This is a genomic window from Variovorax sucrosi (assembly GCF_051216635.1).
In the GTDB taxonomy this organism is placed as follows: Bacteria; Pseudomonadota; Gammaproteobacteria; order Burkholderiales; family Burkholderiaceae_C; genus Variovorax.
This window is the reverse complement of sequence record NZ_JBPJZU010000006.1, coordinates 100,913-123,376: the sequence shown is the minus strand read 5'-3', so window position 1 is coordinate 123,376 and position 22,464 is coordinate 100,913. Positions and strand designations below refer to the sequence as shown.

At 65.9% G+C, this 22,464-nt stretch carries 22 protein-coding genes and 1 pseudogene; 11 read left to right on the top strand and 12 right to left on the bottom strand.

From position 1 onward, the window contains the following. Positions 1-6: 6 nt before the first annotated feature. The 3 genes from ACSFBE_RS13270 to tagF all read right to left on the bottom strand — a co-directional run bounded on the left by ACSFBE_RS13270 (position 7) and on the right by tagF (position 3,698). Positions 7-2,343, bottom strand: a complete 2,337-nt coding sequence (locus tag ACSFBE_RS13270) for a xanthine dehydrogenase family protein molybdopterin-binding subunit (RefSeq protein ID WP_435490860.1) — start codon at positions 2,341-2,343, stop codon at positions 7-9. Between the two features lie 123 nt (positions 2,344-2,466). Continuing rightward, positions 2,467-2,955, bottom strand: a complete 489-nt coding sequence (locus tag ACSFBE_RS13265) for a hypothetical protein (RefSeq protein ID WP_435490859.1) — start codon at positions 2,953-2,955, stop codon at positions 2,467-2,469. Beyond that, complete coding sequence (gene tagF / locus ACSFBE_RS13260; RefSeq protein ID WP_435490858.1) at positions 2,952-3,698, bottom strand: type VI secretion system-associated protein TagF; 747 nt, start codon at positions 3,696-3,698, stop codon at positions 2,952-2,954. Before tagF ends, ACSFBE_RS13265 begins: the two co-directional genes overlap by 4 nt. 340 nt (positions 3,699-4,038) lie before the next feature. On the opposite strand from tagF, the gene aat reads away from it, so the two are divergent. The 3 genes from aat to ACSFBE_RS13245 are packed head-to-tail and all read left to right on the top strand — an operon-like array spanning position 4,039 to position 6,362. After that, positions 4,039-4,782 carry a leucyl/phenylalanyl-tRNA--protein transferase gene (gene aat, locus ACSFBE_RS13255; protein ID WP_435490857.1) on the top strand — a complete coding sequence of 248 codons (744 nt, stop codon included), beginning with the start codon at positions 4,039-4,041 and terminating at the stop codon, positions 4,780-4,782. 5 nt (positions 4,783-4,787) lie between these two features. Beyond that, positions 4,788-5,534 carry an arginyltransferase gene (locus ACSFBE_RS13250; protein ID WP_435490856.1) on the top strand — a complete coding sequence of 249 codons (747 nt, stop codon included), beginning with the start codon at positions 4,788-4,790 and terminating at the stop codon, positions 5,532-5,534. Positions 5,535-5,567: 33 nt separating this feature from the next. Next, a complete protein-coding gene (locus tag ACSFBE_RS13245; RefSeq protein ID WP_435490855.1) occupies positions 5,568-6,362 on the top strand; it encodes an IclR family transcriptional regulator in 795 nt (264 codons plus the stop codon). Positions 6,363-6,402: 40 nt separating this feature from the next. On the opposite strand, the gene ACSFBE_RS13240 is transcribed toward ACSFBE_RS13245, so the two are convergent. The 7 genes and pseudogenes from ACSFBE_RS13240 to ACSFBE_RS13210 all read right to left on the bottom strand — a co-directional run bounded on the left by ACSFBE_RS13240 (position 6,403) and on the right by ACSFBE_RS13210 (position 15,487). Continuing rightward, positions 6,403-7,557, bottom strand: coding sequence for a serine hydrolase (locus ACSFBE_RS13240; protein WP_435490854.1), 1,155 nt, complete (start codon positions 7,555-7,557; stop codon positions 6,403-6,405). A 115-nt stretch (positions 7,558-7,672) separates the two neighbouring features. Next, positions 7,673-9,211 (bottom strand): 2-isopropylmalate synthase, encoded by a 1,539-nt coding sequence (locus ACSFBE_RS13235; protein ID WP_435490853.1) that lies wholly within the window; start codon positions 9,209-9,211, stop codon positions 7,673-7,675. A gap of 38 nt (positions 9,212-9,249) precedes the next feature. Continuing rightward, the gene (gene leuA / locus ACSFBE_RS13230) at positions 9,250-10,953 is read right to left on the bottom strand and encodes a 2-isopropylmalate synthase (protein WP_435490852.1); all 1,704 of its coding nucleotides are present in this window, start codon (positions 10,951-10,953) and stop codon (positions 9,250-9,252) included. 177 nt (positions 10,954-11,130) lie between these two features. Continuing rightward, positions 11,131-11,955: a CDP-diacylglycerol--serine O-phosphatidyltransferase gene (gene pssA, locus ACSFBE_RS13225; RefSeq protein WP_435490851.1), complete on the bottom strand. Its 825-nt coding sequence runs from the start codon at positions 11,953-11,955 to the stop codon at positions 11,131-11,133. Positions 11,956-12,040: 85 nt separating this feature from the next. Further along, positions 12,041-13,075, bottom strand: a pseudogene (gene ilvC / locus ACSFBE_RS13220) (ketol-acid reductoisomerase); the annotation flags it as partial. A 24-nt stretch (positions 13,076-13,099) separates the two neighbouring features. Continuing rightward, on the bottom strand, positions 13,100-13,591 hold the full coding sequence (gene ilvN, locus ACSFBE_RS13215) for an acetolactate synthase small subunit (protein ID WP_435490850.1): 492 nt from the start codon (positions 13,589-13,591) through the stop codon (positions 13,100-13,102). Between the two features lie 120 nt (positions 13,592-13,711). Then, a complete protein-coding gene (locus ACSFBE_RS13210) occupies positions 13,712-15,487 on the bottom strand; it encodes an acetolactate synthase 3 catalytic subunit (protein WP_435490849.1) in 1,776 nt (591 codons plus the stop codon). Between the two features lie 283 nt (positions 15,488-15,770). Here ACSFBE_RS13210 and ACSFBE_RS13205 point away from each other — a divergent pair, with 283 nt between their 5' ends. From ACSFBE_RS13205 to ACSFBE_RS13180, 6 genes are read left to right on the top strand one after another with little or no spacing between them, the layout of a single operon-like run. Next, on the top strand, positions 15,771-16,340 hold the full coding sequence (locus ACSFBE_RS13205) for an RNA polymerase sigma factor (protein WP_435490848.1): 570 nt from the start codon (positions 15,771-15,773) through the stop codon (positions 16,338-16,340). Then, positions 16,337-16,756, top strand: coding sequence for a DUF3619 family protein (locus ACSFBE_RS13200; RefSeq protein ID WP_435490847.1), 420 nt, complete (start codon positions 16,337-16,339; stop codon positions 16,754-16,756). Before ACSFBE_RS13205 ends, ACSFBE_RS13200 begins: the two co-directional genes overlap by 4 nt. A gap of 34 nt (positions 16,757-16,790) precedes the next feature. Further along, positions 16,791-17,579, top strand: a complete 789-nt coding sequence (locus ACSFBE_RS13195) for a DUF3106 domain-containing protein (protein WP_435490846.1) — start codon at positions 16,791-16,793, stop codon at positions 17,577-17,579. Between the two features lie 13 nt (positions 17,580-17,592). Next, positions 17,593-18,141: an RDD family protein gene (locus tag ACSFBE_RS13190; RefSeq protein WP_435490845.1), complete on the top strand. Its 549-nt coding sequence runs from the start codon at positions 17,593-17,595 to the stop codon at positions 18,139-18,141. Beyond that, positions 18,138-18,539, top strand: a complete 402-nt coding sequence (locus ACSFBE_RS13185; protein ID WP_435490844.1) for a diacylglycerol kinase — start codon at positions 18,138-18,140, stop codon at positions 18,537-18,539. The genes ACSFBE_RS13190 and ACSFBE_RS13185 overlap by 4 nt, the downstream gene beginning before the upstream one ends. A 36-nt stretch (positions 18,540-18,575) precedes the next feature. Next, complete coding sequence (locus ACSFBE_RS13180) at positions 18,576-19,166, top strand: LOG family protein (RefSeq protein WP_435490843.1); 591 nt, start codon at positions 18,576-18,578, stop codon at positions 19,164-19,166. 19 nt (positions 19,167-19,185) lie between these two features. Here ACSFBE_RS13180 and ACSFBE_RS13175 read toward each other — a convergent pair whose 3' ends face one another. Further along, positions 19,186-19,524: a P-II family nitrogen regulator gene (locus ACSFBE_RS13175; RefSeq protein ID WP_435490842.1), complete on the bottom strand. Its 339-nt coding sequence runs from the start codon at positions 19,522-19,524 to the stop codon at positions 19,186-19,188. Positions 19,525-19,701: 177 nt separating this feature from the next. Here ACSFBE_RS13175 and ACSFBE_RS13170 point away from each other — a divergent pair, with 177 nt between their 5' ends. Both ACSFBE_RS13170 and ACSFBE_RS13165 read left to right on the top strand, forming a co-directional pair. After that, positions 19,702-20,643, top strand: coding sequence for a DMT family transporter (locus ACSFBE_RS13170; RefSeq protein WP_435490841.1), 942 nt, complete (start codon positions 19,702-19,704; stop codon positions 20,641-20,643). Positions 20,644-20,653: 10 nt separating this feature from the next. Further along, the gene (locus ACSFBE_RS13165; RefSeq protein ID WP_435490840.1) at positions 20,654-21,838 is read left to right on the top strand and encodes a GNAT family N-acetyltransferase; all 1,185 of its coding nucleotides are present in this window, start codon (positions 20,654-20,656) and stop codon (positions 21,836-21,838) included. 77 nt (positions 21,839-21,915) lie between these two features. On the opposite strand, the gene ppa is transcribed toward ACSFBE_RS13165, so the two are convergent. After that, entirely contained in the window at positions 21,916-22,446 is a 531-nt protein-coding gene (ppa, locus tag ACSFBE_RS13160; RefSeq protein WP_435490839.1) for an inorganic diphosphatase, read from the bottom strand. Positions 22,447-22,464 lie beyond the last annotated feature (18 nt).

The following is a 22,464-nucleotide window of genomic DNA, read 5'->3' as shown; positions in this document are numbered from 1 at the left end:
GGCTGCTCAGTCGATAGCCTGCAGCGCCTGCCAGACGCGCGCCGAACTCAGCGGCATCTGCAGCTTCGGCGCCTGTGCCGCAAGGCCGGCACGCGCGAAGGCGTCGGCCACCGCGTTGACGATGGCCGGCGTCGCGCCGATGGTGCCCAGCTCGCCCACGCCTTTCACGCCCAGCGGGTTGTTCTTGCACGGTGTCGACTCGTCCATCTCGGTGCGGAACATCACCTCGGACACGTCGGCACGCGGCACCGCGTAGTCCATCAGGCTGCCGGTCACCGGCTGGCCGGTTTCGCTGTCGTACACCACGCGCTCGTACAGTGCCTGGCCGATGCCCTGCACCGCGCCGCCGTCGAGTTGGCCGCGCACGATCATCGGGTTGACCACGCGGCCGACGTCGTTGACCGAGCTGTAGGCCACCACGGTCACCTCGCCAGTCGGCGCGTCGATCTCGACCTCACAGATGTGGCAGCCGTTCGGCCAGGTCGGCCCACTCACGGTGCTGGTCGAGTCGACGAAGATCTGGCCGTCGGGCTGCTTGGCGGCCAGCTCGAACAGGCCGAGCCTCAGATCGGTGCCGGCCACGGTGAAGCTGCCTTCGGCGTAGCGCACGTCTTCGGCGGCGGCCTCGAATTCCTTGGCCGCCAACTGGCGCGCCTGGTCGACGGTGCGCTTCGCGCCCACCCGCACGGCCGAGCCGCCGGTGAAGAGCGAGCGCGAGCCGGCGCTGCCGAAGCCGTCGCCGCGGTCGGTGTCGCCCAGAATCACGCGCACCTTCTCGATCGGCACGCCGAAGACATCGACCGCCAGTTGCGCCAGCGAGGTGGCAATGCCCTGCCCCATCGCGTTCACGGCGGAGAAGACTTCGATGAAGCCGTCGGGCTTCACGGCCACGGTGACGCGTTCCTCGAAGACGTTGCCGCCGGTCCATTCGAGGAAGGTCGCGATGCCGAGGCCGCGCATCTTGCCGGCCGCCTGCGAGGCGGCAGCGCGCGCCTCGAAGCCGCTCCAGTCGGCCAGCGCCAGGCCCTGGTCCATCACCTTCTCGAACTGGCCGGTGTCGTAGACCTGCCTCATCGGGTTGATGTACGGCATCTGTTCAGGCCGGATGAAGTTGCGGCGACGCAGTTCGACGCGGTCGATGCCGGTCTGGCGCGCGGCCTCGTCCATCAGGCGCTCCATCATGAAGATGGCTTCCGGCCGGCCGGCGCCGCGGTAAGCGCCTGTCGGCGCGCAGTTGGTGAGCACCGCCTGGAAGTGGAAGTCGACGGTCCGGATATCGTAGACGCTGGTCTGCACCCACGGGCCGATCAGCAGTTGGATGGCCACGCCGGTACCGGTCGCGTACGCGCCGACGTTGGCCAGCGTATGGATGCGCAGCGCGAGGATCTTGCCGTCGGCATCGAGCGCGAGTTCGCCATGCGACGCAATGTCACGGCCGTGCGCGGACGAGAGGAATTCCTCGCTGCGGTCGGCCACCCATTTGACGGGCCGCTTGAGCACGTGCGCGCAGTACGCGACAGCGATGTCTTCCGGGTAGGCGCCGGTCTTCATGCCGAAGCCGCCGCCGACATCGCCGACCACCACGCGCACCTGTTCCTTCGGCAGGCCGATGGCATCGCACACCGAGTTGCGCACGCCCGAGGGCATCTGCGTGCTCATGCGGATGCTGAGCCGGCCGGTGCCCTCCTCGATGTCGGCCAGCACCACGCGCGGTTCGATGGTGAGCGCCACCACGCGCTGGTTGACGATGTCGAGCGCGACCACGTGCTTCGCTTGCGCAAAGGCGGCGGTCGTGGCGTCGATGCTGCCGTGCCGCGCTTCCGCGGCGATGTTGCCGGGCGCCTCGTCGAGGATCTGCGGGGCGCCCGGGGCTGCCGCTGCTGCGAGGTCGACCACCATCGGCAGTTCCTCGTAGTCCACGAACACGGCCTCGGCCGCGTTGCGCGCCTGCTCGACCGTTTCGGCGACCACCGCGACCACCGGTTCACCCACGAATCGCACACGTTCGTGCGCCAGCGCACGCCGCGGCGGCGACACGCCAGGCCCGCCGTCAGGTCGCTTGAAGCCCGCGGTGCCAGGCATCGGCTGGACGCCGGCGGCCGCCAGATCGGCGCCGCTCAGGATGCCGACGACGCCGGGCATCTCGAGCGCGGACGATGTGTCGACCGCGGCGATGCGCGCATGCGGGTAGGGTGAGCGGACAAAGATCAGGTGCGTGAGCCCTGCGGGCTGCACGTCGTCCGTGTACCGGCCGGCACCGGACAGGAGGGCTTGGTCTTCCAGCCGGCGGACGGCCTGGCCGCTGCCGAAGCGGAGGGGATCGGAGGGAGTGTCGTGGTCCACGCGGTGTCCTGCAGAACGCGCGCGCCGGCCGGGGTCGGCGAGGGCGCAGCGCGCAAGGGTTGTCGAGCGGCCACTATACGGGCTGGCTGCAGAGCTTGCAGCCGAGCGGCACAGCGCACCGAACTACCAGGTGGAATCGGGCGGCTGCGCCAACGGCAGGAAGCCGGTGCTCGCGGCTGCCGCACCCCGCCCCAACGGATCGTATCCAGCCAGTTGCACCCAAGGGGGCGGTTCGGCTTCGGCGACACCGTGTCCGCCACTGGGCGCCGCATCGATCTCGAAGCGCAACAACCCGAGTTCGAGCACGTCGCCGTCGAAGAGCGCGGGGCGCTTGCCCAGCCCGATGCGCTGGCCGTTCAGTGCGCAGACCAGTCCTCGGCTCTCATTGCATAGGATCCACTGGCCGTCGAGCCGCGCGATCACGCATCGGTCCGCGTCTTCGATGCCCGCTTCCGACAAGGGGACGCCACCGATCTGCAGCGCCGTGGCCACCCCCGAGCCCTCCGGTGCAATGTTGAAGGCGCCGACACGCTGCAACCCGCGGCTGCGGACCAGCCGCAGCACGAGCGGCGTGCTGCCGCTCCCGCCCGTGTCGGACGCCCGCACCGTCATGAAAGCCCGCCCCACAGCGTGTCGAGGCGATCCGAGGCGTTCACGTAGCGCCCACGCGCATCTTGCTGCCAGAAGACGGACTCGCAAGGATGCCGACGCAGCCGCTGCGGCCAGTCGGTCCAGGGCAGGTGGCGCACGCCCCAGAACCGGCGCCCCGGGTCATCCTGCCGTACCGGCCCCGCCATGCGGTCGAGCAGGGCCTGCACCCGAGCCGGTGCGGGTGCGGGCGCACCCTGCCGACCGGCGGTCGCGAGTTCGAGCCAGGTGGGTGCATGCAGACCCCACAGGGCATGGACCATGCGCTCCAGCGTTCGCACGTCGGCGGCGTCGAACAGGCTGCCATGCCGGATGACGATCCGTGCCAACCAGAAGAACCAGTCGTTCGGCTCGCGGGCCTGCCGCGCAAAGTGGCGCGCGACCCATCTCGGATGGGCCTCGTGATAGATGACCAGCGGGTGCGGCCGGCCGAACCGGTCGCAGGAGGCCGCCACCACGCCAACGACGAATCGATGCGGCGCGAAGGGCAGCGCCCCGGGCGGCAAGACGAAAACCGTGGGCAGCGCGCGGGCCTCGGCGTCGCCGTCGGCCCCCAGCACGGCCTCGCCCTGCGCCTGCAGCCATGCGCTCCACGCGGCGCGATGCCGCGCACTCGATCGGGTGCCGACGAAGTCGGCATGGGCCGGCAACTTGCCCCAGATGGCCGGCGGCGTGATCAACGATGAGGCAAGCAAGCGCTGCAGCACGGTCGAGCCCTAGGCGCCGTCTCGGCGCGGCAAGGCGGTGTACCGTCTCGCAACGGGCCTCGCTCCGGTTCCAATTTGCATCGTCACTTTGTCCCCCTGAATCTTGTTGTGCCGCTATTCTTGCGCGGCAGGCCCGCGCCACAAGCGCGATCCGATCACGGTGAGCGTATGCAAGCGCCGGAGTCGGCCGTTCCGTGAAGAAGTCGACGCAACGGCGTGGCCACTCTGCGACGCCGCGCTTGCCAGATAGTTGACAGACTGTTAATACAAAACCTTTGGCTTACCTTCGCTTTTTGCCGTCCCGGCGCCTGCCCCGCCGGCAGCCGCCGCCATACTCGCCATGAGCCTGCCCTGGCTCGCTCCGGGCGACCCGATGCCCACTCCTGCGCAGGCCTGGGGCCCTTTGGACCCGGTGCCGGGCCTGCTGGCTGCCGGCGGCGCGCTCGATGTGCCGACCTTGCTCGACGCCTACAGTCACGCGATCTTTCCCTGGTTCAGCGACGATCAGCCGATCCTGTGGTGGAGCCCCGACCCGCGGATGGCGCTGGCGCCCGCCTCATTCCGACTGCACCGCTCGCTGCGCAAGGTGCTGCAGGCCTTCCGCATGGATCCACGCTGCGAGATCCGCATCGACCATGACTTCGGCACCGTCATCCGCGCCTGCTCTGCCGCGCCGCGGGAAGGTCAGTCGGGCACCTGGATCGTCCCGCCGATGGTCGAGGCCTACGGGGCATTGCATCGTGCCGGCCATGCGCACAGCGTGGAGACGTGGATCGACGGCGAACTCGTCGGCGGCCTCTACTGCGTCGGCATCGGTCGCGCCGTCTTTGGCGAGTCGATGTTCGCGCGTCGCACCGATGCATCGAAGATCGCCCTGGCTGCGCTGGTGTGCCTGTGCCGACGGGCCGGCGTGCAACTCATCGACTGCCAGCAGAACACCGCGCACCTGGCCAGCCTCGGGGCCAGCGAAATGCCGCGGGCGCGCTTCGTTGCGCACGTCGCCAAGGCACGCGAAGAACCCGGCCCCGCCTGGCATTTCGAGCCCGTATACTGGTCCGAACTGCTGCCCGCGCGACCTTTTTAGACGACGTGACGCACCCCAAGGAACTCCCGCTCCATACGTTGCAGTTCTATGCAACGGCACCCTATCCGTGCAGCTATCTGCCGGGCCGGCAGGCGCGCTCGCAGGTCGCGACGCCGAGCCACCTGATTCACAACGACGCGTACTCCGACCTGGTGCGCAACGGCTTCCGCCGCAGCGGCATGTTCACCTACCGGCCCTACTGCGACGGCTGCAGCGCCTGTGTGCCGCTGCGCGTGCGGGTCAACGATTTCCAAGCCAACCGCAGCCAGCGCCGCGCCGTGAGACGCCATGCCGATCTGCAGGCGCGGGTGCTCAAACTCTGCTTCATGCCAGAGCACTACCAGCTCTATCTGCGCTACCAGAATGGCCGCCACGCCGGGGGCGGCATGGACCACGACAGCATCGACCAGTACACCCAGTTCCTGCTGCAGAGCCGCGTGAATTCGCGTCTGGTGGAATTCCGTGAAACGCAGCCCGACGGCAGCGCCGGTGCGCTGAAGATGGTGTCGATCCTCGACGTGCTCAATGACGGCATCTCGGCCGTCTACACCTTCTACGAGACGGACGAAGGGGCCGGCTACGGCAACTACGGCGTGCTGTGGCAAATCGCCCAGGCGCGCCAGCTCGGGCTGCCCTACGTCTATCTCGGCTACTGGATCGAGGCCAGCCCGAAGATGAACTACAAGGCGCGTTACGCGCCGCACGAGGTGCTGGTCGACGGACGCTGGCAGTCTCGCGATTTCACCAAGTAAAATCGCAGCCCGGACATCACCCGCGCTGCGCCCATGAGAAAACCACAATCAGACGTCCCCGCCACGCCGGTCATCCAGGTCATCGAGCGCATGTTCGCCTTGATCGATGTGCTGGCCTCGCGCGAAGAAGCGATCTCACTCAAGGAGATCAGCGAGAAGACCGGCCTGCACCCCTCGACCACGCACCGCATCCTGAATGACCTGGCGGTCGGCCGCTTCGTCGACCGGCCTGAAGCAGGCAGCTATCGCCTGGGAATGCGCCTCCTGGAGCTTGGCAATCTCGTGAAGGGCCGGCTGAACGTGCGCGACGCGGCGTTGGTACCGATGCGCGAACTGCACAAGCTGACCCAGCAACCGGTCAATCTCAGCATGCGCCAGGGCGACGAGATCGTCTACATCGAGCGTGCCTACAGCGAGCGCTCGGGGATGCAGGTGGTCCGCGCCATCGGCGGCCGGGCCCCCTTGCACCTCACCTCCACCGGCAAGCTGTTTCTGGCGGCGGACGATCCGCAGCGCGTGCGCAGCTATGCCACGCGCACCGGCCTGGCCGGCCACACCCGCAACAGCATCACGCAGTTGCCGATGCTGGAACGCGAGCTCGCCAAGGCACGCCAGTACGGCATCGCGCGGGACAACGAGGAACTGGAACTCGGCGTGCGCTGCATGGCCGCCGGCATCTACGACGACCAGAGCAAGCTGGTCGCGGGGCTATCGATTTCGGCGCCGGCCGACCGCCTGGATGAAGGATGGCTTCCCAAGCTGCAGGCCACCGCCAGCGAAATCTCCAACGCACTGGGGTTCAACCAAAGCGCCCCAGCCGCCGGCTGAAGCGCGGCTGCCGAGGCGGCTGCCGAAGGCCGAAGGTCGGTCAGTCGCCAGCGACGTGCTGCGAGGCCGCCTGCAGCGTCGGCGACATGAGGTGCGTGGCCTCGACCCAGCGGCGTACGCGCTCGGCATCGCCGATGCGGCTGAGCTTGCCGGCCGAATCCAGGAACACCATGATCACCTTGCGGCCCGCAATGCGCGCCTGCATCACCAGGCACTGCCCGGCTTCGGAGATGTAGCCGGTCTTCTGCAGACCGATTTCCCAGTCGGGGCTCTTCACCAGACGGTTGGTGGTGTTGTACTGCAGCACGCGGTTGCCGACTTCGACCTGATAGGCCGGCGAGGTCGAGAGTTCGCGCACCGTGGCGTTGCCCGAGGCGGTATTCACCAGCAATGCCAGATCCTGTGCACTGGACTGGTTCCGGCTCGACAGGCCGGTTGGTTCGACATAGCGCGTGTCCTTCATGCCGAGCATCCTGGCCTTGGCGTTCATCATGCTGACGAAAGTCGCCAAGCCGCCGGGATAGGTGCGCCCAAGCGCATGGGCCGCACGGTTTTCGCTCGACATGAGAGCCAGGTGCAGCAGTTCGCCGCGCGACAACGTGGCGCCGATGCGCAGGCGCGAGCTGCTGCCCTTCTCGGTATCGACATCGTCCTGGGTGATGGTCAGCAGTTCGTCCATCGGCAACTGAGCTTCGCTGATCAGCAGGCCGGTCATCAGCTTGGTGAGCGAAGCGATGGGCAGCACGGCGTGGTCATTCTTGCTGAACAACACCTCACGCGTGTCCTGATCGATCACCAGCGCGGCACTCGACTTCAGATCGAGCGCGTCGTCGGTGGCATGCAGACCGGCGAGTTGGCCGTACGAAAGGCGCGCGGGTTGCTCGACGCGCACCACGGAGCGGCGCTCGACCGCCACGACGGTCTTGCCACCTTTCGTGCGGATGGTCGCCACGACGTTCTTGCCGCCGCGCACGCTCTTCTCCGTCGCGTCGGCCCTGGAGGCACGCTGCGCGACCGGTGCGGTCTTGCGCTTGCTGTCGACGGCGCTCTGCGTCTTCTTGGGGCTCACCGAACGCTGGGTCGCGGCATGAGCGGCCGGCACGATGACGGCCGCGGCACAGACCGTGGCGGCAAGCAAGCGAAGGACGTGGCGGACCCGCTGGGATGAAACTCGGTGGGGACGGGCTTCAGGCATCAAGAACTCTCCAGCGGCGAAAAAAGTACCCGCAGTGTATCGAAATCAAAAAAAGCACGCAATAACAGTTACTTGCGGCCCTTTCTTCACACGAAACAAAAGGATCGCAAGACAACTAGCCCTGTGCGGCCACTCTCTCAGCTTGGCTCTGTAACTTGTTGAGCGCACTCAAATAAGCTTTGGCAGACGCCACCACGATGTCGGGGTCGGCGCCCACGCCGTTCACGACCCGACCGGCGTTCTGCAAGCGTACCGTGACTTCGCCCTGGCTTTCCGTCGATCCGCTGATTGCATTGACCGAATAAAGGACCATTTCCGCCCCACTTCGGACGTGAGACTCGATCGCCTTCAGCGAAGCGTCGACGGGACCGTTTCCGTCCGACTGACCGGTCACCTCCTGGCCCTGCACGGTGAACACGACGCGGGCGTGCGGGCGCTCGCCGGTTTCGCTGTGCTGCGACAAGGACACGAAGCCGAACTGGTCACCAACGCCTGAACCCTCCTCGTCGCTGACCAGTGCGAGGATGTCTTCGTCGAAAATCTCGCTTTTGCGATCGGCCAACTCCTTGAAGCGGGCGAAGGCGGCGTTGATGTCGGCCTCGCTCGCCATGGTCACGCCCAGTTCCTGCAGGCGCTGCTTGAAGGCGTTACGCCCGCTCAGCTTACCCAGCACGATCTTGTTGTTGCTCCAGCCCACGTCTTCGGCGCGCATGATCTCGTAGGTGTCGCGGGCCTTCAGCACGCCGTCCTGGTGAATGCCCGAGGCGTGCGCGAAGGCGTTGGCGCCGACCACCGCTTTGTTCGGCTGCACCACAAAACCAGTGGTCTGGCTCACCATGCGGCTGGCCGCCAGAATGTGCTGGGTGTCGATACCCAGTTCGAGCCCGAAGTAGTCCTTTCGTGTCTTCACCGCCATCACGACTTCTTCGAGCGAGCAGTTGCCCGCACGCTCGCCCAGGCCGTTGATGGTGCATTCGACCTGGCGGGCGCCGCCGATCTTCACACCGGCCAGGGAATTCGCAACCGCCATGCCCAGGTCGTTGTGGCAATGCACCGACCAGATGGCCTTGTCGCTGTTCGGGATGCGCTCGCGCAGCGTCTTGATGAAGGTGCCGTAGAGTTCGGGGATGGCGTAGCCCACCGTGTCCGGCACGTTGATCGTCGTCGCGCCCTCGGCGATCACCGCCTCGAGCACGCGGCAGAGGAAATCCATGTCGCTGCGATAGCCGTCTTCCGGGCTGAACTCGACGTCGGCGACCTGGTTGCGGGCAAATCGCACCGCCAGCTTGGCCTGCTCGAACACCTCGTCGGGCGACATGCGCAGCTTCTTCTCCATGTGCAGCGGCGAGGTGGCGATGAAGGTGTGGATCCGGCCGCTGGCGGCACCTTTGAGTGCCTCGGCAGCGCGCGAGATGTCGCGGTCATTGGCGCGCGACAGTCCGCAGACGGTGGCATCCTTGATCGCGTTCGCGATGAGCCGCACCGCCTCGAAATCGCCGTTCGAGCTGGCCGGGAAGCCCGCCTCGATCACATCGACCTTCAGGCGCTCCAGTTGCTTGGCGATGCGCAGCTTCTCGTCCTTGGTCATGGAGGCACCCGGCGACTGTTCGCCGTCGCGCAAGGTGGTGTCGAAAATGATCAGCTTGTCGGTCATCGCGGGTTCCTTGTCTTCGTTGTGGTCGGCCGCGCAGTTCAGGCGGCCAGCGTGTCGGATTGTGCGCTGCGTGCGCCCTGTGCACGGGCCCGCTCCAGCCCCGAGACGATGGCCTTGAGCGATGCCGAGACGATGTTCGCGTCGATGCCGACGCCGAAAAGGGTCTGGCTGTCGTCGACCCGCAGCTCGAGGTAGGCCACCGCCTGCGCATCGGCGCCCGCGCCAACCGCATGCTGGTGGTAGTCGACCACGCGGATCGTGTGCCCGGTGCTCTCGGCCAGCGCCTGGATGAAGGCATCGATCGGGCCATTGCCACGGCCCTCGATGTGCCGATCCTCGCCATCCCAGGGAAGATCGCCGCGCAGCAGCACCGATGCATCAGCGCCTTCGCCCTCTTCCTCGAGCACCCGGTGTTGCAGCGCCTGCACCGTCTTCAGGCCGTACTCCCGCTCGAAGAGCGCATAGAGGTCGGCCGCGGTCAGCTCCTTGCCCGCGACGTCCATCACCTTCTGGACGACCTGCATGAACTCCATCTGCAGCCGGCGCGGCATCTCGATGCCGTATTCGCTCTCGAGCAGGTAGGCCATGCCCCCCTTGCCCGACTGGCTGTTGACGCGGATCACGGCCTCATAGCTGCGGCCGACGTCCTTCGGGTCGATCGGGAGGTAGGGCATGTCCCAAATATCGCCGTCCTTGCGCGCGGCGAAGGCTTTCTTGATCGCGTCCTGGTGCGAACCCGAGAACGAGGTGTAGACCAGGTCGCCGACATAGGGATGGCGCGGATGCACCGGAATCTGGTTGCAATGCTCGACCGTCGCGCGGATCTCGTCGATGTTCGAGAAGTCGAGCTCGGGCGATACGCCTTGCGTGTAGAGATTGAGCGCGACGTTCACCAAGTCGAGATTGCCGGTGCGCTCGCCATTGCCGAACAGGCAACCTTCGATGCGCTCCGCGCCGGCCATCAGGGCCAGCTCGCCGGCGGCCGTGCCCGTGCCGCGGTCGTTGTGCGGATGCACGCACAGCACGATGGAATCGCGACGCGCCAGGTGGCGGTGCATCCACTCGATCATGTCGGCAAAGATGTTCGGCGTGGAATGCTCGACCGTCGTAGGCAGGTTGACGATGCACTTGTGCTGCGGCGTCGGCGCCCAGACATCGGTGACCGCATCGACCACGCGCTTGGAGAACACGACGTCGGTGCCCGAGAACATTTCGGGCGAATACTGGAAGGTCCACTGCGTGGCCGGCTGCTTCGCGGCGAAGTCGTTGAACATGCGCGCATGGTTGCTGGCGAGTTCGACGATCTGGTCTTCGTCCATGCCGAGCACCACACGGCGCATCACCGGCGCCACGGCGTTGTACAGGTGGACGATGGCACGCGGCGCGCCCTGCAGCGATTCGAAGGTGCGGGCGATGAGGTGGTCGCGCGCCTGGGTCAGCACCTGGATCGTCACGTCGTCGGGAATGCGGTCTTCCTCGATCAGCTTGCGCACGAAGTCGAACTCGATCTGAGATGCCGACGGAAAGCCGACCTCGATCTCCTTGAAGCCGATCGCCACCAGCGTCTCGAACATGCGCATCTTGCGGGCGATGTCCATCGGCTCGACCAAGGCTTGGTTCCCGTCACGCAGATCCGTCGACAGCCAGATCGGGGCCTTGGTCAGAACGGTGTCGGGCCAGGTACGGTCCTTCAGGCCGATCGGTGCAAAGGCGCGGTACTTGGCTTGCGGTTGCTTCAACATGACGATTCTTTCGGTGGTAGGTGGACCACCAGCAACCCCAAACAAAACGGCCCGTTGCTGGTGCGAACGGGCCGTGGTGAGGGATGCGCGTGCGCTACCGTCTCCGCCCGAAGGGGATGAGTAGTAGGGCCAGCGAAATCTTTTTCATGAGAATTGCGAATGTAGCACAGGCCGCATTCAGTTGTGCAGGCCGCGCTCGTCCGGCTCGTCAGTGGAAATACTGATCACGCTCACCGGCTGGCCCTTGGCCTTGCGCCAGCCATAGACCACGTAGCCGCTCAGGCCGTAGGCCACGAACAGGCCGAAGAGCACCGTTGGCGGATGAATGTTGATCACGGCGATGCCCAGCGCGATGAGCACGATCGCCGCGAAGGGCACGCTCTTCTTCATCTGGATGTCCTTGAAGCTGTAGAACGGCGCGTTGGTCACCATCGACAGCCCGGCGTACAGCGTGAAGGCGAAGGTGATCCAGGTGATCTGGATCCACGAGAGGTAGAGCACTTCGCCGCCGCGCTTGCCCCACTCGGTCATGAGCCAGATGAAGCCCGCCACCAGCGCCGCCGCTGCAGGCGACGGCAGGCCCTGGAACCAGCGCTTGTCGACCACGCCCGTGTTCACGTTGAAACGCGCGAGGCGCAGTGCCGCGCAGGCGCAGTAGACGAACGCTGCGATCCAGCCCCAGCGCCCCAGGCCTTTGAGCGACCACTCGTAAGCGATGAGCGCCGGCGCGGCTCCGAAGGACACCATGTCCGACAGCGAATCCATCTGCTCGCCGAACGCGCTCTGGGTATTGGTCATGCGCGCTACGCGCCCATCCAGGCTGTCGAGCACCATCGCGGCGAAGACGCCGAGCGCTGCGAGGTCGAAGCGCGCGTTCATCGCCATCACGATCGAATAGAAACCACCGAACAGCGCGGCCAGCGTGAAAAGGTTGGGCAGGATGTAGATGCCCTTGCGGCGCTTGCGTGGCTGGATCTCGTCGGGAAGGGTGTCGTCGTGCATTTGTCGGCAGTTTAGTTCAGGCATCCGGTGCGGCCGGAAAGAAAAAGGCCACCGCGAACGGTGGCCTCGACAGCGTGGAGAACGATCAGTTCTTGGTCTGGTCGACCAGCTTGTTCTTCATGATCCAGGGCATCATCTTGCGCAGCTGAGCGCCGACCACTTCGATCTGGTGCTCCGCGTTGATGCGACGACGGCTGATCAGCGCCGGCTGGCCTGCAGCGGCTTCCAGCACGAAGCTCTTGGCGTACTCGCCGGTCTGGATGTCCTTGAGCACCTGCTTCATGACCTTCTTGGTCTCGTCGGTGATGATGCGCGGGCCGGTCACGTACTCGCCGTATTCGGCGTTGTTCGAGATCGAGTAGTTCATGTTGGCGATGCCGCCCTCATAGATCAGGTCGACGATCAGCTTGAGCTCGTGCAGGCATTCGAAGTAGGCCATTTCGGGTGCGTAGCCGGCTTCCACCAGCGTTTCGAAACCGGCCTTGATCAGCTCGACCGTGCCACCGCACAAAACCGCTTGTTCGCCGAACAGGTCGGTCTCGGTTTCTTCGCGGAAGTTCGTTTCGATGATGCCGGCCTTGCCGCCGCCATTGGCTGCTGCATAGCTCAGGGCCAGGTCACGCGCCTTGCCCGACTTGTCCTGGTGCACCGCCACGAGGTGCGGCACGCCGCCGCCTTGCGTGTACGTGCCGCGCACGGTATGGCCGGGCGCCTTGGGGGCGACCATCCACACGTCGAGGTCGGCGCGCGGCTGCACGAAACCGTAGTGCACGTTGAAGCCGTGCGCGAAGACGAGCGAGGCGCCTTCCTTGATGTTCGGAGCCACGTCGTTCTTGTAGACGTTGGCGATCTGCTCGTCGGGCAGCAGGATCATGACGATGTCGGCGGCCTTCACCGCGTCGGCAACTTCGGCGACCTTGAGGCCGGCCTTCTCGACCTTGGGCCAGGACGCACCGCCCTTGCGCAGGCCGACCACGACCTTCACGCCGCTGTCGTTCAGATTCTGGGCGTGGGCATGGCCTTGCGACCCATAGCCGATGATCGCGACGGTCTTGCCCTTGATCAGGCTCAGGTCCGCGTCCTTGTCGTAATAAACCTTCATGATTGCTCCTTCGTTGACTCGTTGGTGGGTGTGATTGGAAAACTAGACGCGCAGGATGCGCTCGCCGCGCCCGATGCCGCTGGCACCGGTACGCACGGTTTCGAGAATGGCAGCGCGATCGATGGCCTCGAGGAAGGCATCGTTCTTGCCGTGGTCGCCGGTGAGCTCGATGGTGTAGCTCTTGTCGGTCACGTCGATGATGCGTCCGCGGAAAATCTCCGCCATGCGCATCATTTCCTCGCGCTCCTTGCCGACCGCGCGCACCTTCACCATCATGAGCTCGCGCTCGGTGTAGGAACCCTCGGTCAGGTCGACGACCTTGACCACCTCGATCAGGCGATTCAGGTGCTTGGTGATCTGCTCGATCACGTCGTCCGAACCGGCTGTCACGATGGTCATGCGCGAGAGGCTCGGGTCCTCGGTCGGCGCCACGGTCAGCGATTCGATGTTGTAGCCACGGGCCGAGAACAGGCCCACCACGCGCGACAGCGCACCGGGCTCGTTTTCCAGCAGGACAGCAATGATGTGTTTCATGGGTGCAGACTCCTCTTTTCGCCGCCCTCCCCCGCGCACGGTAATGCACGGGCTTGGCGAGCAATAGATTCGTCGAATTAAGTGGCGAAAGTCGGGCCCGGAAGGCCCGGCGCTTAGATCTCAGAGGTCTTCGGAGCCCAGCAGCATCTCGGTGATGCCCATACCGGCCTTGACCATCGGGAACACGTTCTCGGTCGGGTCGGTGCGGAAGTCCATGAAGACGGTGCGGTCCTTGAGCTTGCGTGCCTCTCGCAGCGCCGGCTCCACGTCCTCGGGCCGCTCGATCAGCATGCCGACGTGGCCATAGGCCTCGGCCAGCTTGACGAAATTCGGCAGCGCGTCCATGTAGCTGTGGCTATAGCGGCCGGAGTATTCGATCTCCTGCCACTGGCGCACCATGCCCAGGTAGCGGTTGTTCAACGCGCAGATCTTGATCGGCGTGTTGTACTGCAGACAGGTCGAGAGTTCCTGGATGCACATCTGCACCGAGCCTTCGCCGGTGATGGTGAACACCTCCGACTCCGGCTTCGCGAGCTTGATGCCCATCGCATACGGAATGCCCACGCCCATGGTGCCCAGGCCACCGGAATTGATCCAGCGGCGCGGCTCATCGAAGCGGTAGTACTGCGCGGCCCACATCTGGTGCTGACCGACGTCCGACGTGATGTACGCGTCGGCGTCCTTGGTCATGTTCCAGAGCGTCTCGACCACGTACTGCGGTTTGATCACGTCCTTGTTGCCACGGTCGTAGGCCAGGCAGTCCTTGCTGCGCCAGGCTTCGATTGTCTTCCACCAGTCGGCCAGCGCGCCGGCGTCGGGCTTCTGCGTCGCCTCGCGGATCATCGAAATCAACTCGGTCAGTACATCCTTCACATCACCGACGATCGGGATATCGACCTTCACGCGCTTGGAGATGCTCGACGGGTCGATGTCGATGTGGATGATCTTGCGTTCGTTCTGCGCGAAGTGCTTCGGGTTGCCGATCACCCGGTCGTCGAAGCGCGCGCCCACGGCCAGCAGCACGTCGCAGTTCTGCATCGCGTTGTTGGCTTCGATGGTGCCGTGCATGCCCAGCATGCCCAGGAACTTGCGATCGCTCGCCGGATAGGCGCCCAGGCCCATCAGCGTGTTCGTGACCGGGTAGCCCAGCATGTCGACCAGCGTGCGCAACTCGTTCGTGGCATTGCTCAGCAGCACGCCACCACCGGTGTAGATGTAGGGCCGTTTGGCGTTGAGCAACAGTTGCAGCGCCTTGCGGATCTGGCCGCCATGCCCCTTCTTCACCGGGTTGTACGAGCGCATCTCGACCTTGTCGGGATAGCCGGTGTAGGGCGTCTTCTTGAACGAGACGTCCTTCGGCACGTCCACCACCACCGGGCCGGGGCGGCCGGTGCGTGCAATGTGGAAGGCCTTCTTCATCGTCATGGCCAGATCCTTCGGATCCTTAACGAGGAAGTTGTGTTTCACGATGGGCCGGGTGATGCCGACCGTGTCGCATTCCTGGAACGCATCGAGCCCGATGGCCGCCGTCGGCACCTGGCCCGAGATGATTACCATCGGGATCGAGTCCATGTAGGCCGTCGCGATGCCGGTGACCGCGTTGGTCAGGCCGGGGCCGGAAGTGACCAGTGCGACGCCGACTTCGCCGGTCGCACGCGCATAGCCGTCCGCCGCATGCACGGCCGCCTGTTCATGGCGCACCAGCACATGCTGGATCGTGTCCTGCTTGTAGAACGCGTCGTAGATGTACAGAACGGCGCCGCCCGGATAGCCCCAGACGTACTGGACGCCTTCGGCCTGGAGTGCCTTGATCAGCACCTCCGCGCCCATGAGTTCTTGCGACTGTCCGCCGGCAGCCGCAGCTGCGGAGGCGATCTCCGCCTTGGAGATTTCCATGATGAACCTTTCGAGTTTTCGGGAACGAAAAACCTTGGGTGCCCCTTGCCAGCCCTTGTGAGACCGCGTCGGGACTTGAGGCCAAAGCCATGGGCGCACTGATTTGTTGCGCCGGACCGTGACCCGTTTGCCTGTGAATTGCAGCGCGGATTATGGCACTCCGCCGGCCACGGCCCGTGGCAGCCATGCGACGGACCGAGCCGATGCAATAATCCAGGGCAGCAAAAAGAGCTCCCCCCACGGGAGAAAGACCCTCAATCGGCGCCACGATGCGCCCCTTTCTTTGGCCACCGAAAAAGAACTGTCCGATTTCCTGAAGAGTGTGGAGCGACGCGCCTTCAAGCGCTCGATCTACCATGTGCGGGACGAGGAAGCGGCACTCGACATCGTGCAGGACAGCATGATGAAGCTGGCGGAGCACTACGGCGACAAGCCGCCCAACGAGCTGCCGATGCTGTTCCAGCGCATCCTGTCGAACTGCACGCTCGACTGGTTCCGTCGGCAGAAGACACGCCGGGCGCTGTTCTCTAACATGAGCGACTTCGAATCATCGGCGGACGACGGGGGCGATTTCGACCTGCTCGAGAACTTCGTCTCACCCGCGGACTCCCGGGAGACGGAAAGTGCCGAAGACACCACCCGGCGGGCGCAGGTGTTTCGCGAAATCGAAGAAGAGATCGCCGCCTTGCCCGGCCGTCAACGCGAGGCTTTCCTGATGCGTTACTGGGAGGAAATGGATGTGGCCGAAACCGCGGCGGCCATGGGCTGCTCCGAAGGCAGCGTCAAAACCCACTGCTCGCGCGCCGTCCATGCGCTGAGCAAAGCGCTCAAGGCCAAGGGAATAACACTATGAATCACTCGATCTCTTCCAGCGACGACGCCATGGAGGCGCAATTTGGCCGCCGTGTCGCGGCGCGCCTCTCCGACGGCGCGGACACCATGCCGCACGACGTCAGCGAACGGCTGCGCGTGGCACGCGCCCAGGCCGTCGCATTGCGCAAGCAGTCCGCCCGGCCGGCGGCCGTGGTCGTCGGCTCCGGCAGTAGTGCAGTGCTCGGGGGGGTCTGGTGGACGCGTTTCGGTGCCGTGTTCCCGCTGGTCGCGCTCGTGGTCGGGCTCGTCGGCATCAGCGTCTGGCAGGAGGACCAGCGCTTCCGTGAATTGGCCGAGGTCGACTCCGCGCTCCTCACCGACGACCTGCCGCCGGCCGCGTACACCGACCCGGGCTTCGCGCAGTACCTGAAGTCCGAAGACAGCACGAAACGCTGACTGTTCCATTTTCCCATTGCCACCCTGCGCCTGCATGCCACGCACCCCCCGCCTCGATGACCGTCGCAGCCGCCCGCTGCCGTGGCAGCGCGCGCAAACCAGGGGCTGGCTGCGCAATGCGATGCTGGTCGCGATGCTCGTTGCATGGGCGATACCGGGGCCTGCTCAGACGCCGAGCGCGCCTGCTGCATCATCCGCAGCCTCCGCGATCCAAGCACCAGCCAAGCCGCTCTGGCGCGACCTGAGCACCAAGCAGCAGCAGGCGCTGCAGCCGCTGGCTGCCGACTGGGACGGCCTGAGCGAAGGCCACAAGCGCAAATGGCTGACGCTGTCGCGTAACCACTCGAAACTGTCGTCCGCCGACAAGCAAACCCTGCACAGCCGCATGACCGAATGGGCCGCGCTCAGTCAGCAGGAGCGCGCCCAAGCCCGTTTCAACTTCGCCGAGGTCAAGCAGGTCCCGGTCGACGAGCGAAAGGCCAAGTGGGAGGCCTACCAGGCCTTGACGCCGGAAGAAAGACGCCGCCTGGCCGAAAGTGCGACGCCGCGGCCCCCCGGCGCCGCGACCACGATCCGCCCGGTTCCGGCGCAGAAGCTGGCGCCGGTTCCCCCGCAGGCCGTCAAAGGGCAGCACAGCGCGCGCATCCAGCTGACGCCACCGGCCGAGAACGCATCGGGCACGCCTGCGCCTATGATCGCGGCACCTTCCATTCCTGTGGAGGCTCTGACGCCGGTGCCCGCCACGCCCGCCTCGGTGGCGGTACCCACCGCCCCGCCGCCGCGCCGCGCCGGCATGACCGAGCCGCCGTCGTCCGCGCCCTGACCGCCTTTCGTCGATGAATTCGAGTTCTCCTGCCGCCGCTGGCCTGCGCGGTGCGCCGGCCAGCGAGCCGGCGATGCCAACGCCCGGCCTGTGGCGCCGCATGGCCTGCTGGCTTTATGAAGGCATGCTGCTTTTTGCCGTCGTCTTCGTGGCCGGCTGGTTGTTCAGCACGCTGGGCCAGATGCGCGACGCCATGGACTCCCGCCGGCATCTGCTGCAAGCCTTCCTGTTCATCGTGTTCGCCGTGTACTTCACTTGGTTCTGGGCCAAGGGCCAGACGCTCGCGATGAAGACCTGGAACATTCGCGTGGTCGACCGGCTGGGCCGCCCGATCTCGCAGGGGCGCGCCTTCGTGCGCTACCTGTTGTGCTGGATCTGGTTCCTGCCGCCGCTGGCAGCCATCGCTCCGTTCAAGCTCTCGGGCAGCGAATCGGCACTGCTGATTACCGGCTGGGTCGCCGTATGGGCGCTGTTGGCGCGCTTTCATCCGCAACAGCAGTTCTGGCACGACGCCTGGGCCGGCACGCGACTCGTGAGTTCGCGGCCCATGAGCCGCCGATGAGCCGCCCGGCGCCGGTCAACCCGCAGAAGGCACGGCGCGGCATCCACCGCGTGTGGCACGCGGTGCTCATCTCGCTCGACGGCTTCCGTGCCGGCTGGAAGGAGGCCGCGTTCCGCCAGGAGGTGGTCTGCGCCATCGTGATGCTGCCCGCGGCCTTCTGGGTCGGCCGCAGCTGGGTGGAAACCGCCCTGCTGGCGGCCACGGTGGTGCTGGTGCTGATCGTGGAACTGCTCAACAGCGGCATCGAGGCCGCCATCGACCGCATCGGCCCCGAATGGCACAGCTTTTCCAAGAACGCCAAGGACCTGGGCAGTGCCGCAGTGATGCTCTCCATCCTGCTGTGCAGTTGCGTCTGGCTGGCCGCGCTGTGGCAGCGTTTCGCGGTCACCACACCGTGAGCGACGCGCGTCACTCGGGCACGGCATGATCGCGCCATGACTCCTGTTTTTTCGATTTGCGTTTATTGCGGCTCCCGACCCGGCGAGCGTCCCGAATTCACCGAGATGGCCGAAGCGGTGGGCCGATGGATCGGCGAACGCCGCGGCCAGTTGGTCTACGGCGGCGGCCGCACCGGCCTGATGGGCACCGTCGCCGAGGCCACGCGCCGGGCCGGCGGCCGCGTGGTCGGTATCATCCCCAAAGCCCTGGTCGACAAGGAGCTGGCCAACACGCTCTGCGATGAGCTGCACGTGGTCGACACCATGCACGAGCGCAAGGCGATGATGGGCGAGCGCGCCGATGCCTTCGTCGCACTGGCGGGCGGCATCGGCACCTTCGAGGAACTGTTCGAGGTCTGGACCTGGCGACAACTGGGCTATCACGACAAGCCGGTCGGCATTCTCAACAGCGCCGGCTACTACGACGGTTTGCTGGCCTTCCTCGCGAACTGCGTCCGCGAAGGCTTCATGGGCGAGTGGCAGATGGGGTTGGTGCGCAGCGACACCGAGGCCGGCCCGATGCTCCAGGCGCTGGTCGACGAGATCGGACGCCACCCGAGCGGCGACCGGCTGTCCGAAGTGCTCTGACGACTCGGCCGGACCGGGCTCAGACCGCGGCTTCGCCCTCTTCCCCGGTGCGGATGCGCACCACGCGCTCGACCTCGGTGACGAATATCTTGCCGTCGCCGATCTTCCCGGTGCGCGCCGCACCGACGATGGCCTCGACGCAGCGCTCGACCTCGCCTTCGTTGACGACCACCTCGATCTTCATCTTCGGCAGGAAGTCCACCACGTATTCCGCGCCCCGGTAGAGTTCGGTGTGCCCCTTCTGGCGGCCAAAGCCCTTGACCTCGGTCACCGTGAGACCCGACACGCCTACTTCGGCCAGGGCCTCGCGGACGTCGTCGAGCTTGAACGGTTTGACGATCACGGTGATGAGTTTCATGGGCTTGTCGTCCTGCGGTTTTGTGAATGAATTGGTCGATAGCGTAACGCCAATGGACGCGTCCGACGCGCGACGCGCCGCGAATAACCCCCTGCGCCGGCCCGGCGCTGCGCACCGCCTTTGTGCGATGCCCGGCGCGAAGCAGGTCCTCGTCCGGGCTGGTACGCTCACCGGGCGATGCGCGCTCGTTCTTTCGGCACTCCTTCCCTCCTCGGCAGCTGTTTTCAGTGGTTCAGCGATCAGGCCTATGTCCTGCTCGTCTTCACCATGCTCACCTGGGGCGCCAACGCTGTCGCGGCGCGGCTGGCCGTCGGCGAGGTGCCACCGATGCTGCTGACCTGCCTGCGCTGGAGCGTCTGCTGCGTCGCATTGGCGCTGACCGCCCGCACGCAGATCGCGACGCACTGGCGCAGCCTGCTGCCGCACTGGCGCTCCATCACGCTGATGGGCGCACTCGGCTTCACCGGCTTCAATGCCCTGTTCTACGCCGCGGCGCACCACACGACCGCCATCAACATCGCGATCATCCAGGGCACCATCCCCGTGCTGGTGCTCATCGGCAGCCTGTTTCTCTACCGCACCCGGATCGGCGGGCTGCAGGTGCTCGGGGCCGTGTTGACCATGGGCGGCATCGCAGTCGTCGCGTCGCAGGGCGAACTGGCGCGGCTGGCGGCGTTGAAGTTCAACATCGGCGACGTGTGGATCGTCATCGGCTGCGTGCTGTACGCCGGCTTCGCGCTCGGCCTGCGGCAACGGCCGGCCGTGCCGGCCATCGTGTTCTTCGCCGCGCTGGCCGCGGTCGCCGCCGTCGTCTCTGTCCCTTTCGTCGTCGCAGAGATCGCAATGGGTCAGTCGTACCTGCCGACCCCCAAAGGCTGGCTGCTGGTTTTCTTCATCGGGCTGCTGCCGTCGTTCATTTCGCAGCTGACCTTCATGCAGGCGGTGCACCTGATCGGTCCCGCACGCGCCGGCATGTTCATGAACCTGGTGCCGATTTTCGGGCCACTGCTGGCGGTGCTGGTGCTGGGCGAGCCGCTGTCGGCGTACCACGCGACGGCGCTGGCGCTCGTGCTGGGCGGCATCTACATTGCCGAGTACCTCGGCGCGCGAAAGCACTGAGACGTCCCCCATGGCCCAGCCCGTTCTCCGACTCCACGCATCCCCCGACGAGATCGACGCCGAGGCCTGGAACGCACTGCTAGCGGTGCAGGCAGCGCCCAGTCCCTTCATGCGGCACGAGTACCTCGACGCGCTGCATCGCAGCGGCAGCGCGACGCCCGAGCACGGCTGGACGGCGCAGTTCGCCACGCTGTGGCACAGCACGACGATGATCGCGGCCTGCCCGCTGTACCTCAAGGACCATTCCTACGGCGAGTACGTGTTCGACTGGGCCTGGGCCAACGCCTACGAGCAGCACGGCCTCGCTTACTATCCGAAGGCGCTGGTCGCCGTGCCTTTCACGCCGGTGCCCGGCACCCGGCTGCTGGCCCGCGACGCCGACAGCCGCGCGCTGCTGGTGCAGGGCCTGGTCGAGTTCTGCACCCAGGCTGAGGTGTCGTCGCTGCACCTGCTCTTCGGTGCCGACGAAGACATCGCCGCCTGCGCCGATCAGGGCCTGATGCTGCGCAACACGGTGCAGTTCCACTGGTCGAACCAGACCGGCGACCGCACCGCGGGCTATGCCGATTTCGAAGCCTTCCTGGCCAGCCTCTCGCACGACAAGCGCAAGAAGATCCGCCAGGAGCGCCGCAAGGTGACGGAGGCCGGCGTCACCTTCCGCTGGGCGCGCGGCCGTGACATCGGTGCCGTCGACTGGGACTTCTTCTACCGCTGCTACGCCCGCACCTACCGCGAGCACGGCAACGCGCCCTATCTCAGCCGCGACTTCTTCCAGCGCATGGCCGACACCCTGCCCGAGGCCTGGCTGCTCTTCGTGGCCGAGCGGGGCGGCCAAGCCATCGCCGCCAGCCTGATCGCGCTGTCGATCGAACCCGACCGTACCGACGCACCGCAGGCCGCCTATGGCCGATACTGGGGCGCGCTGGAGCGCGTCGATTGCCTGCACTTCGAGGCCTGCTACTACCAGCCGCTGGCCTGGTGCATCGCGCACGGCGTGCAGCGCTTCGAGGGCGGTGCGCAGGGCGAGCACAAGATGGCGCGCGCCCTGATGCCGGTGAAGACGACCAGTGCGCACTGGCTCGCACATCCGGCCTTCGCCGACGCGGTCGAGCGCTTCCTCGAGCGCGAGGGCGAAGGCATCGAGAACTACATGCAGCACTTGGACGAGCGCAGCCCGTTCAAGTCCCAGGGCTGACGGGCAGCCTCGCGCTGGCGCAGCGTGCCAGCGTCCCGACCACGTGGCGCCTTTTGGCCACCCGGTCGTGTCGACTTTTACTTCTTGCCGTAGTTCGCAAGGCCGTCGGTGATTTCCTTCTTGGCCGACTCGATGCCTTCCCAGCCGAGCACCTTGACCCACTTGCCCTCTTCCAGGTCCTTGTAGTGCTCGAAGAAGTGGCTGATGGCCTTCAGGCGCATCGGGTTCACGTCGTCGATCGACTTCCAGTGGCTGTAGATCGGCAGCACCTTGGTGGTAGGCACGGCCAGCACCTTGCCGTCGACGCCGGCTTCGTCTTCCATCATCAGGATGCCCAGCGGACGGCAGGGCACGACCACGCCAGGCAGCAGCGGGTACGGCGCGATCACCAGCACGTCGACTGGGTCGCCGTCGCCGCTGAGCGTCTGCGGCACGTAGCCATAGTTCGCCGGGTAGTACATGGCGGTTGTCATGAAGCGGTCGACGAAAAGCGCGCCCGATTCCTTGTCCACTTCGTACTTGATCGGGTCCGAGTTCATCGGGATCTCGATGACCACGTTGAAGGCATCTGGAATGTTCTTGCCGGGGGAGACTTTGTCGAAGGACATGGTGTTGTCGCTGTAGTT

Excerpts from the sequence above, each read along its gene's own strand:
- ACSFBE_RS13170 (WP_435490841.1), top strand. The coding sequence starts at position 19,702 with ATGCGCGCTCGTTCTTTCGGCACTCCTTCCCTCCTCGGCAGCTGTTTT.
- ACSFBE_RS13235 (WP_435490853.1), bottom strand. The coding sequence starts at position 9,211 with ATGACCGACAAGCTGATCATTTTCGACACCACCTTGCGCGACGGCGAA.
- ACSFBE_RS13200 (WP_435490847.1), top strand. The coding sequence starts at position 16,337 with ATGAATCACTCGATCTCTTCCAGCGACGACGCCATGGAGGCGCAATTT.
- pssA (WP_435490851.1), bottom strand. The coding sequence starts at position 11,955 with ATGCACGACGACACCCTTCCCGACGAGATCCAGCCACGCAAGCGCCGC.
- ACSFBE_RS13165 (WP_435490840.1), top strand. The coding sequence starts at position 20,654 with ATGGCCCAGCCCGTTCTCCGACTCCACGCATCCCCCGACGAGATCGAC.
- ACSFBE_RS13180 (WP_435490843.1), top strand. The coding sequence starts at position 18,576 with ATGACTCCTGTTTTTTCGATTTGCGTTTATTGCGGCTCCCGACCCGGC.
- ACSFBE_RS13210 (WP_435490849.1), bottom strand. The coding sequence starts at position 15,487 with ATGGAAATCTCCAAGGCGGAGATCGCCTCCGCAGCTGCGGCTGCCGGC.
- ppa (WP_435490839.1), bottom strand. The coding sequence starts at position 22,446 with ATGTCCTTCGACAAAGTCTCCCCCGGCAAGAACATTCCAGATGCCTTC.
- ACSFBE_RS13190 (WP_435490845.1), top strand. The coding sequence starts at position 17,593 with ATGAATTCGAGTTCTCCTGCCGCCGCTGGCCTGCGCGGTGCGCCGGCC.
- leuA (WP_435490852.1), bottom strand. The coding sequence starts at position 10,953 with ATGTTGAAGCAACCGCAAGCCAAGTACCGCGCCTTTGCACCGATCGGC.
- ACSFBE_RS13240 (WP_435490854.1), bottom strand. The coding sequence starts at position 7,557 with ATGCCTGAAGCCCGTCCCCACCGAGTTTCATCCCAGCGGGTCCGCCAC.
- ACSFBE_RS13195 (WP_435490846.1), top strand. The coding sequence starts at position 16,791 with ATGCCACGCACCCCCCGCCTCGATGACCGTCGCAGCCGCCCGCTGCCG.
- ACSFBE_RS13245 (WP_435490855.1), top strand. The coding sequence starts at position 5,568 with ATGAGAAAACCACAATCAGACGTCCCCGCCACGCCGGTCATCCAGGTC.
- ACSFBE_RS13175 (WP_435490842.1), bottom strand. The coding sequence starts at position 19,524 with ATGAAACTCATCACCGTGATCGTCAAACCGTTCAAGCTCGACGACGTC.
- ACSFBE_RS13265 (WP_435490859.1), bottom strand. The coding sequence starts at position 2,955 with ATGACGGTGCGGGCGTCCGACACGGGCGGGAGCGGCAGCACGCCGCTC.
- ACSFBE_RS13185 (WP_435490844.1), top strand. The coding sequence starts at position 18,138 with ATGAGCCGCCCGGCGCCGGTCAACCCGCAGAAGGCACGGCGCGGCATC.
- aat (WP_435490857.1), top strand. The coding sequence starts at position 4,039 with ATGAGCCTGCCCTGGCTCGCTCCGGGCGACCCGATGCCCACTCCTGCG.
- ilvN (WP_435490850.1), bottom strand. The coding sequence starts at position 13,591 with ATGAAACACATCATTGCTGTCCTGCTGGAAAACGAGCCCGGTGCGCTG.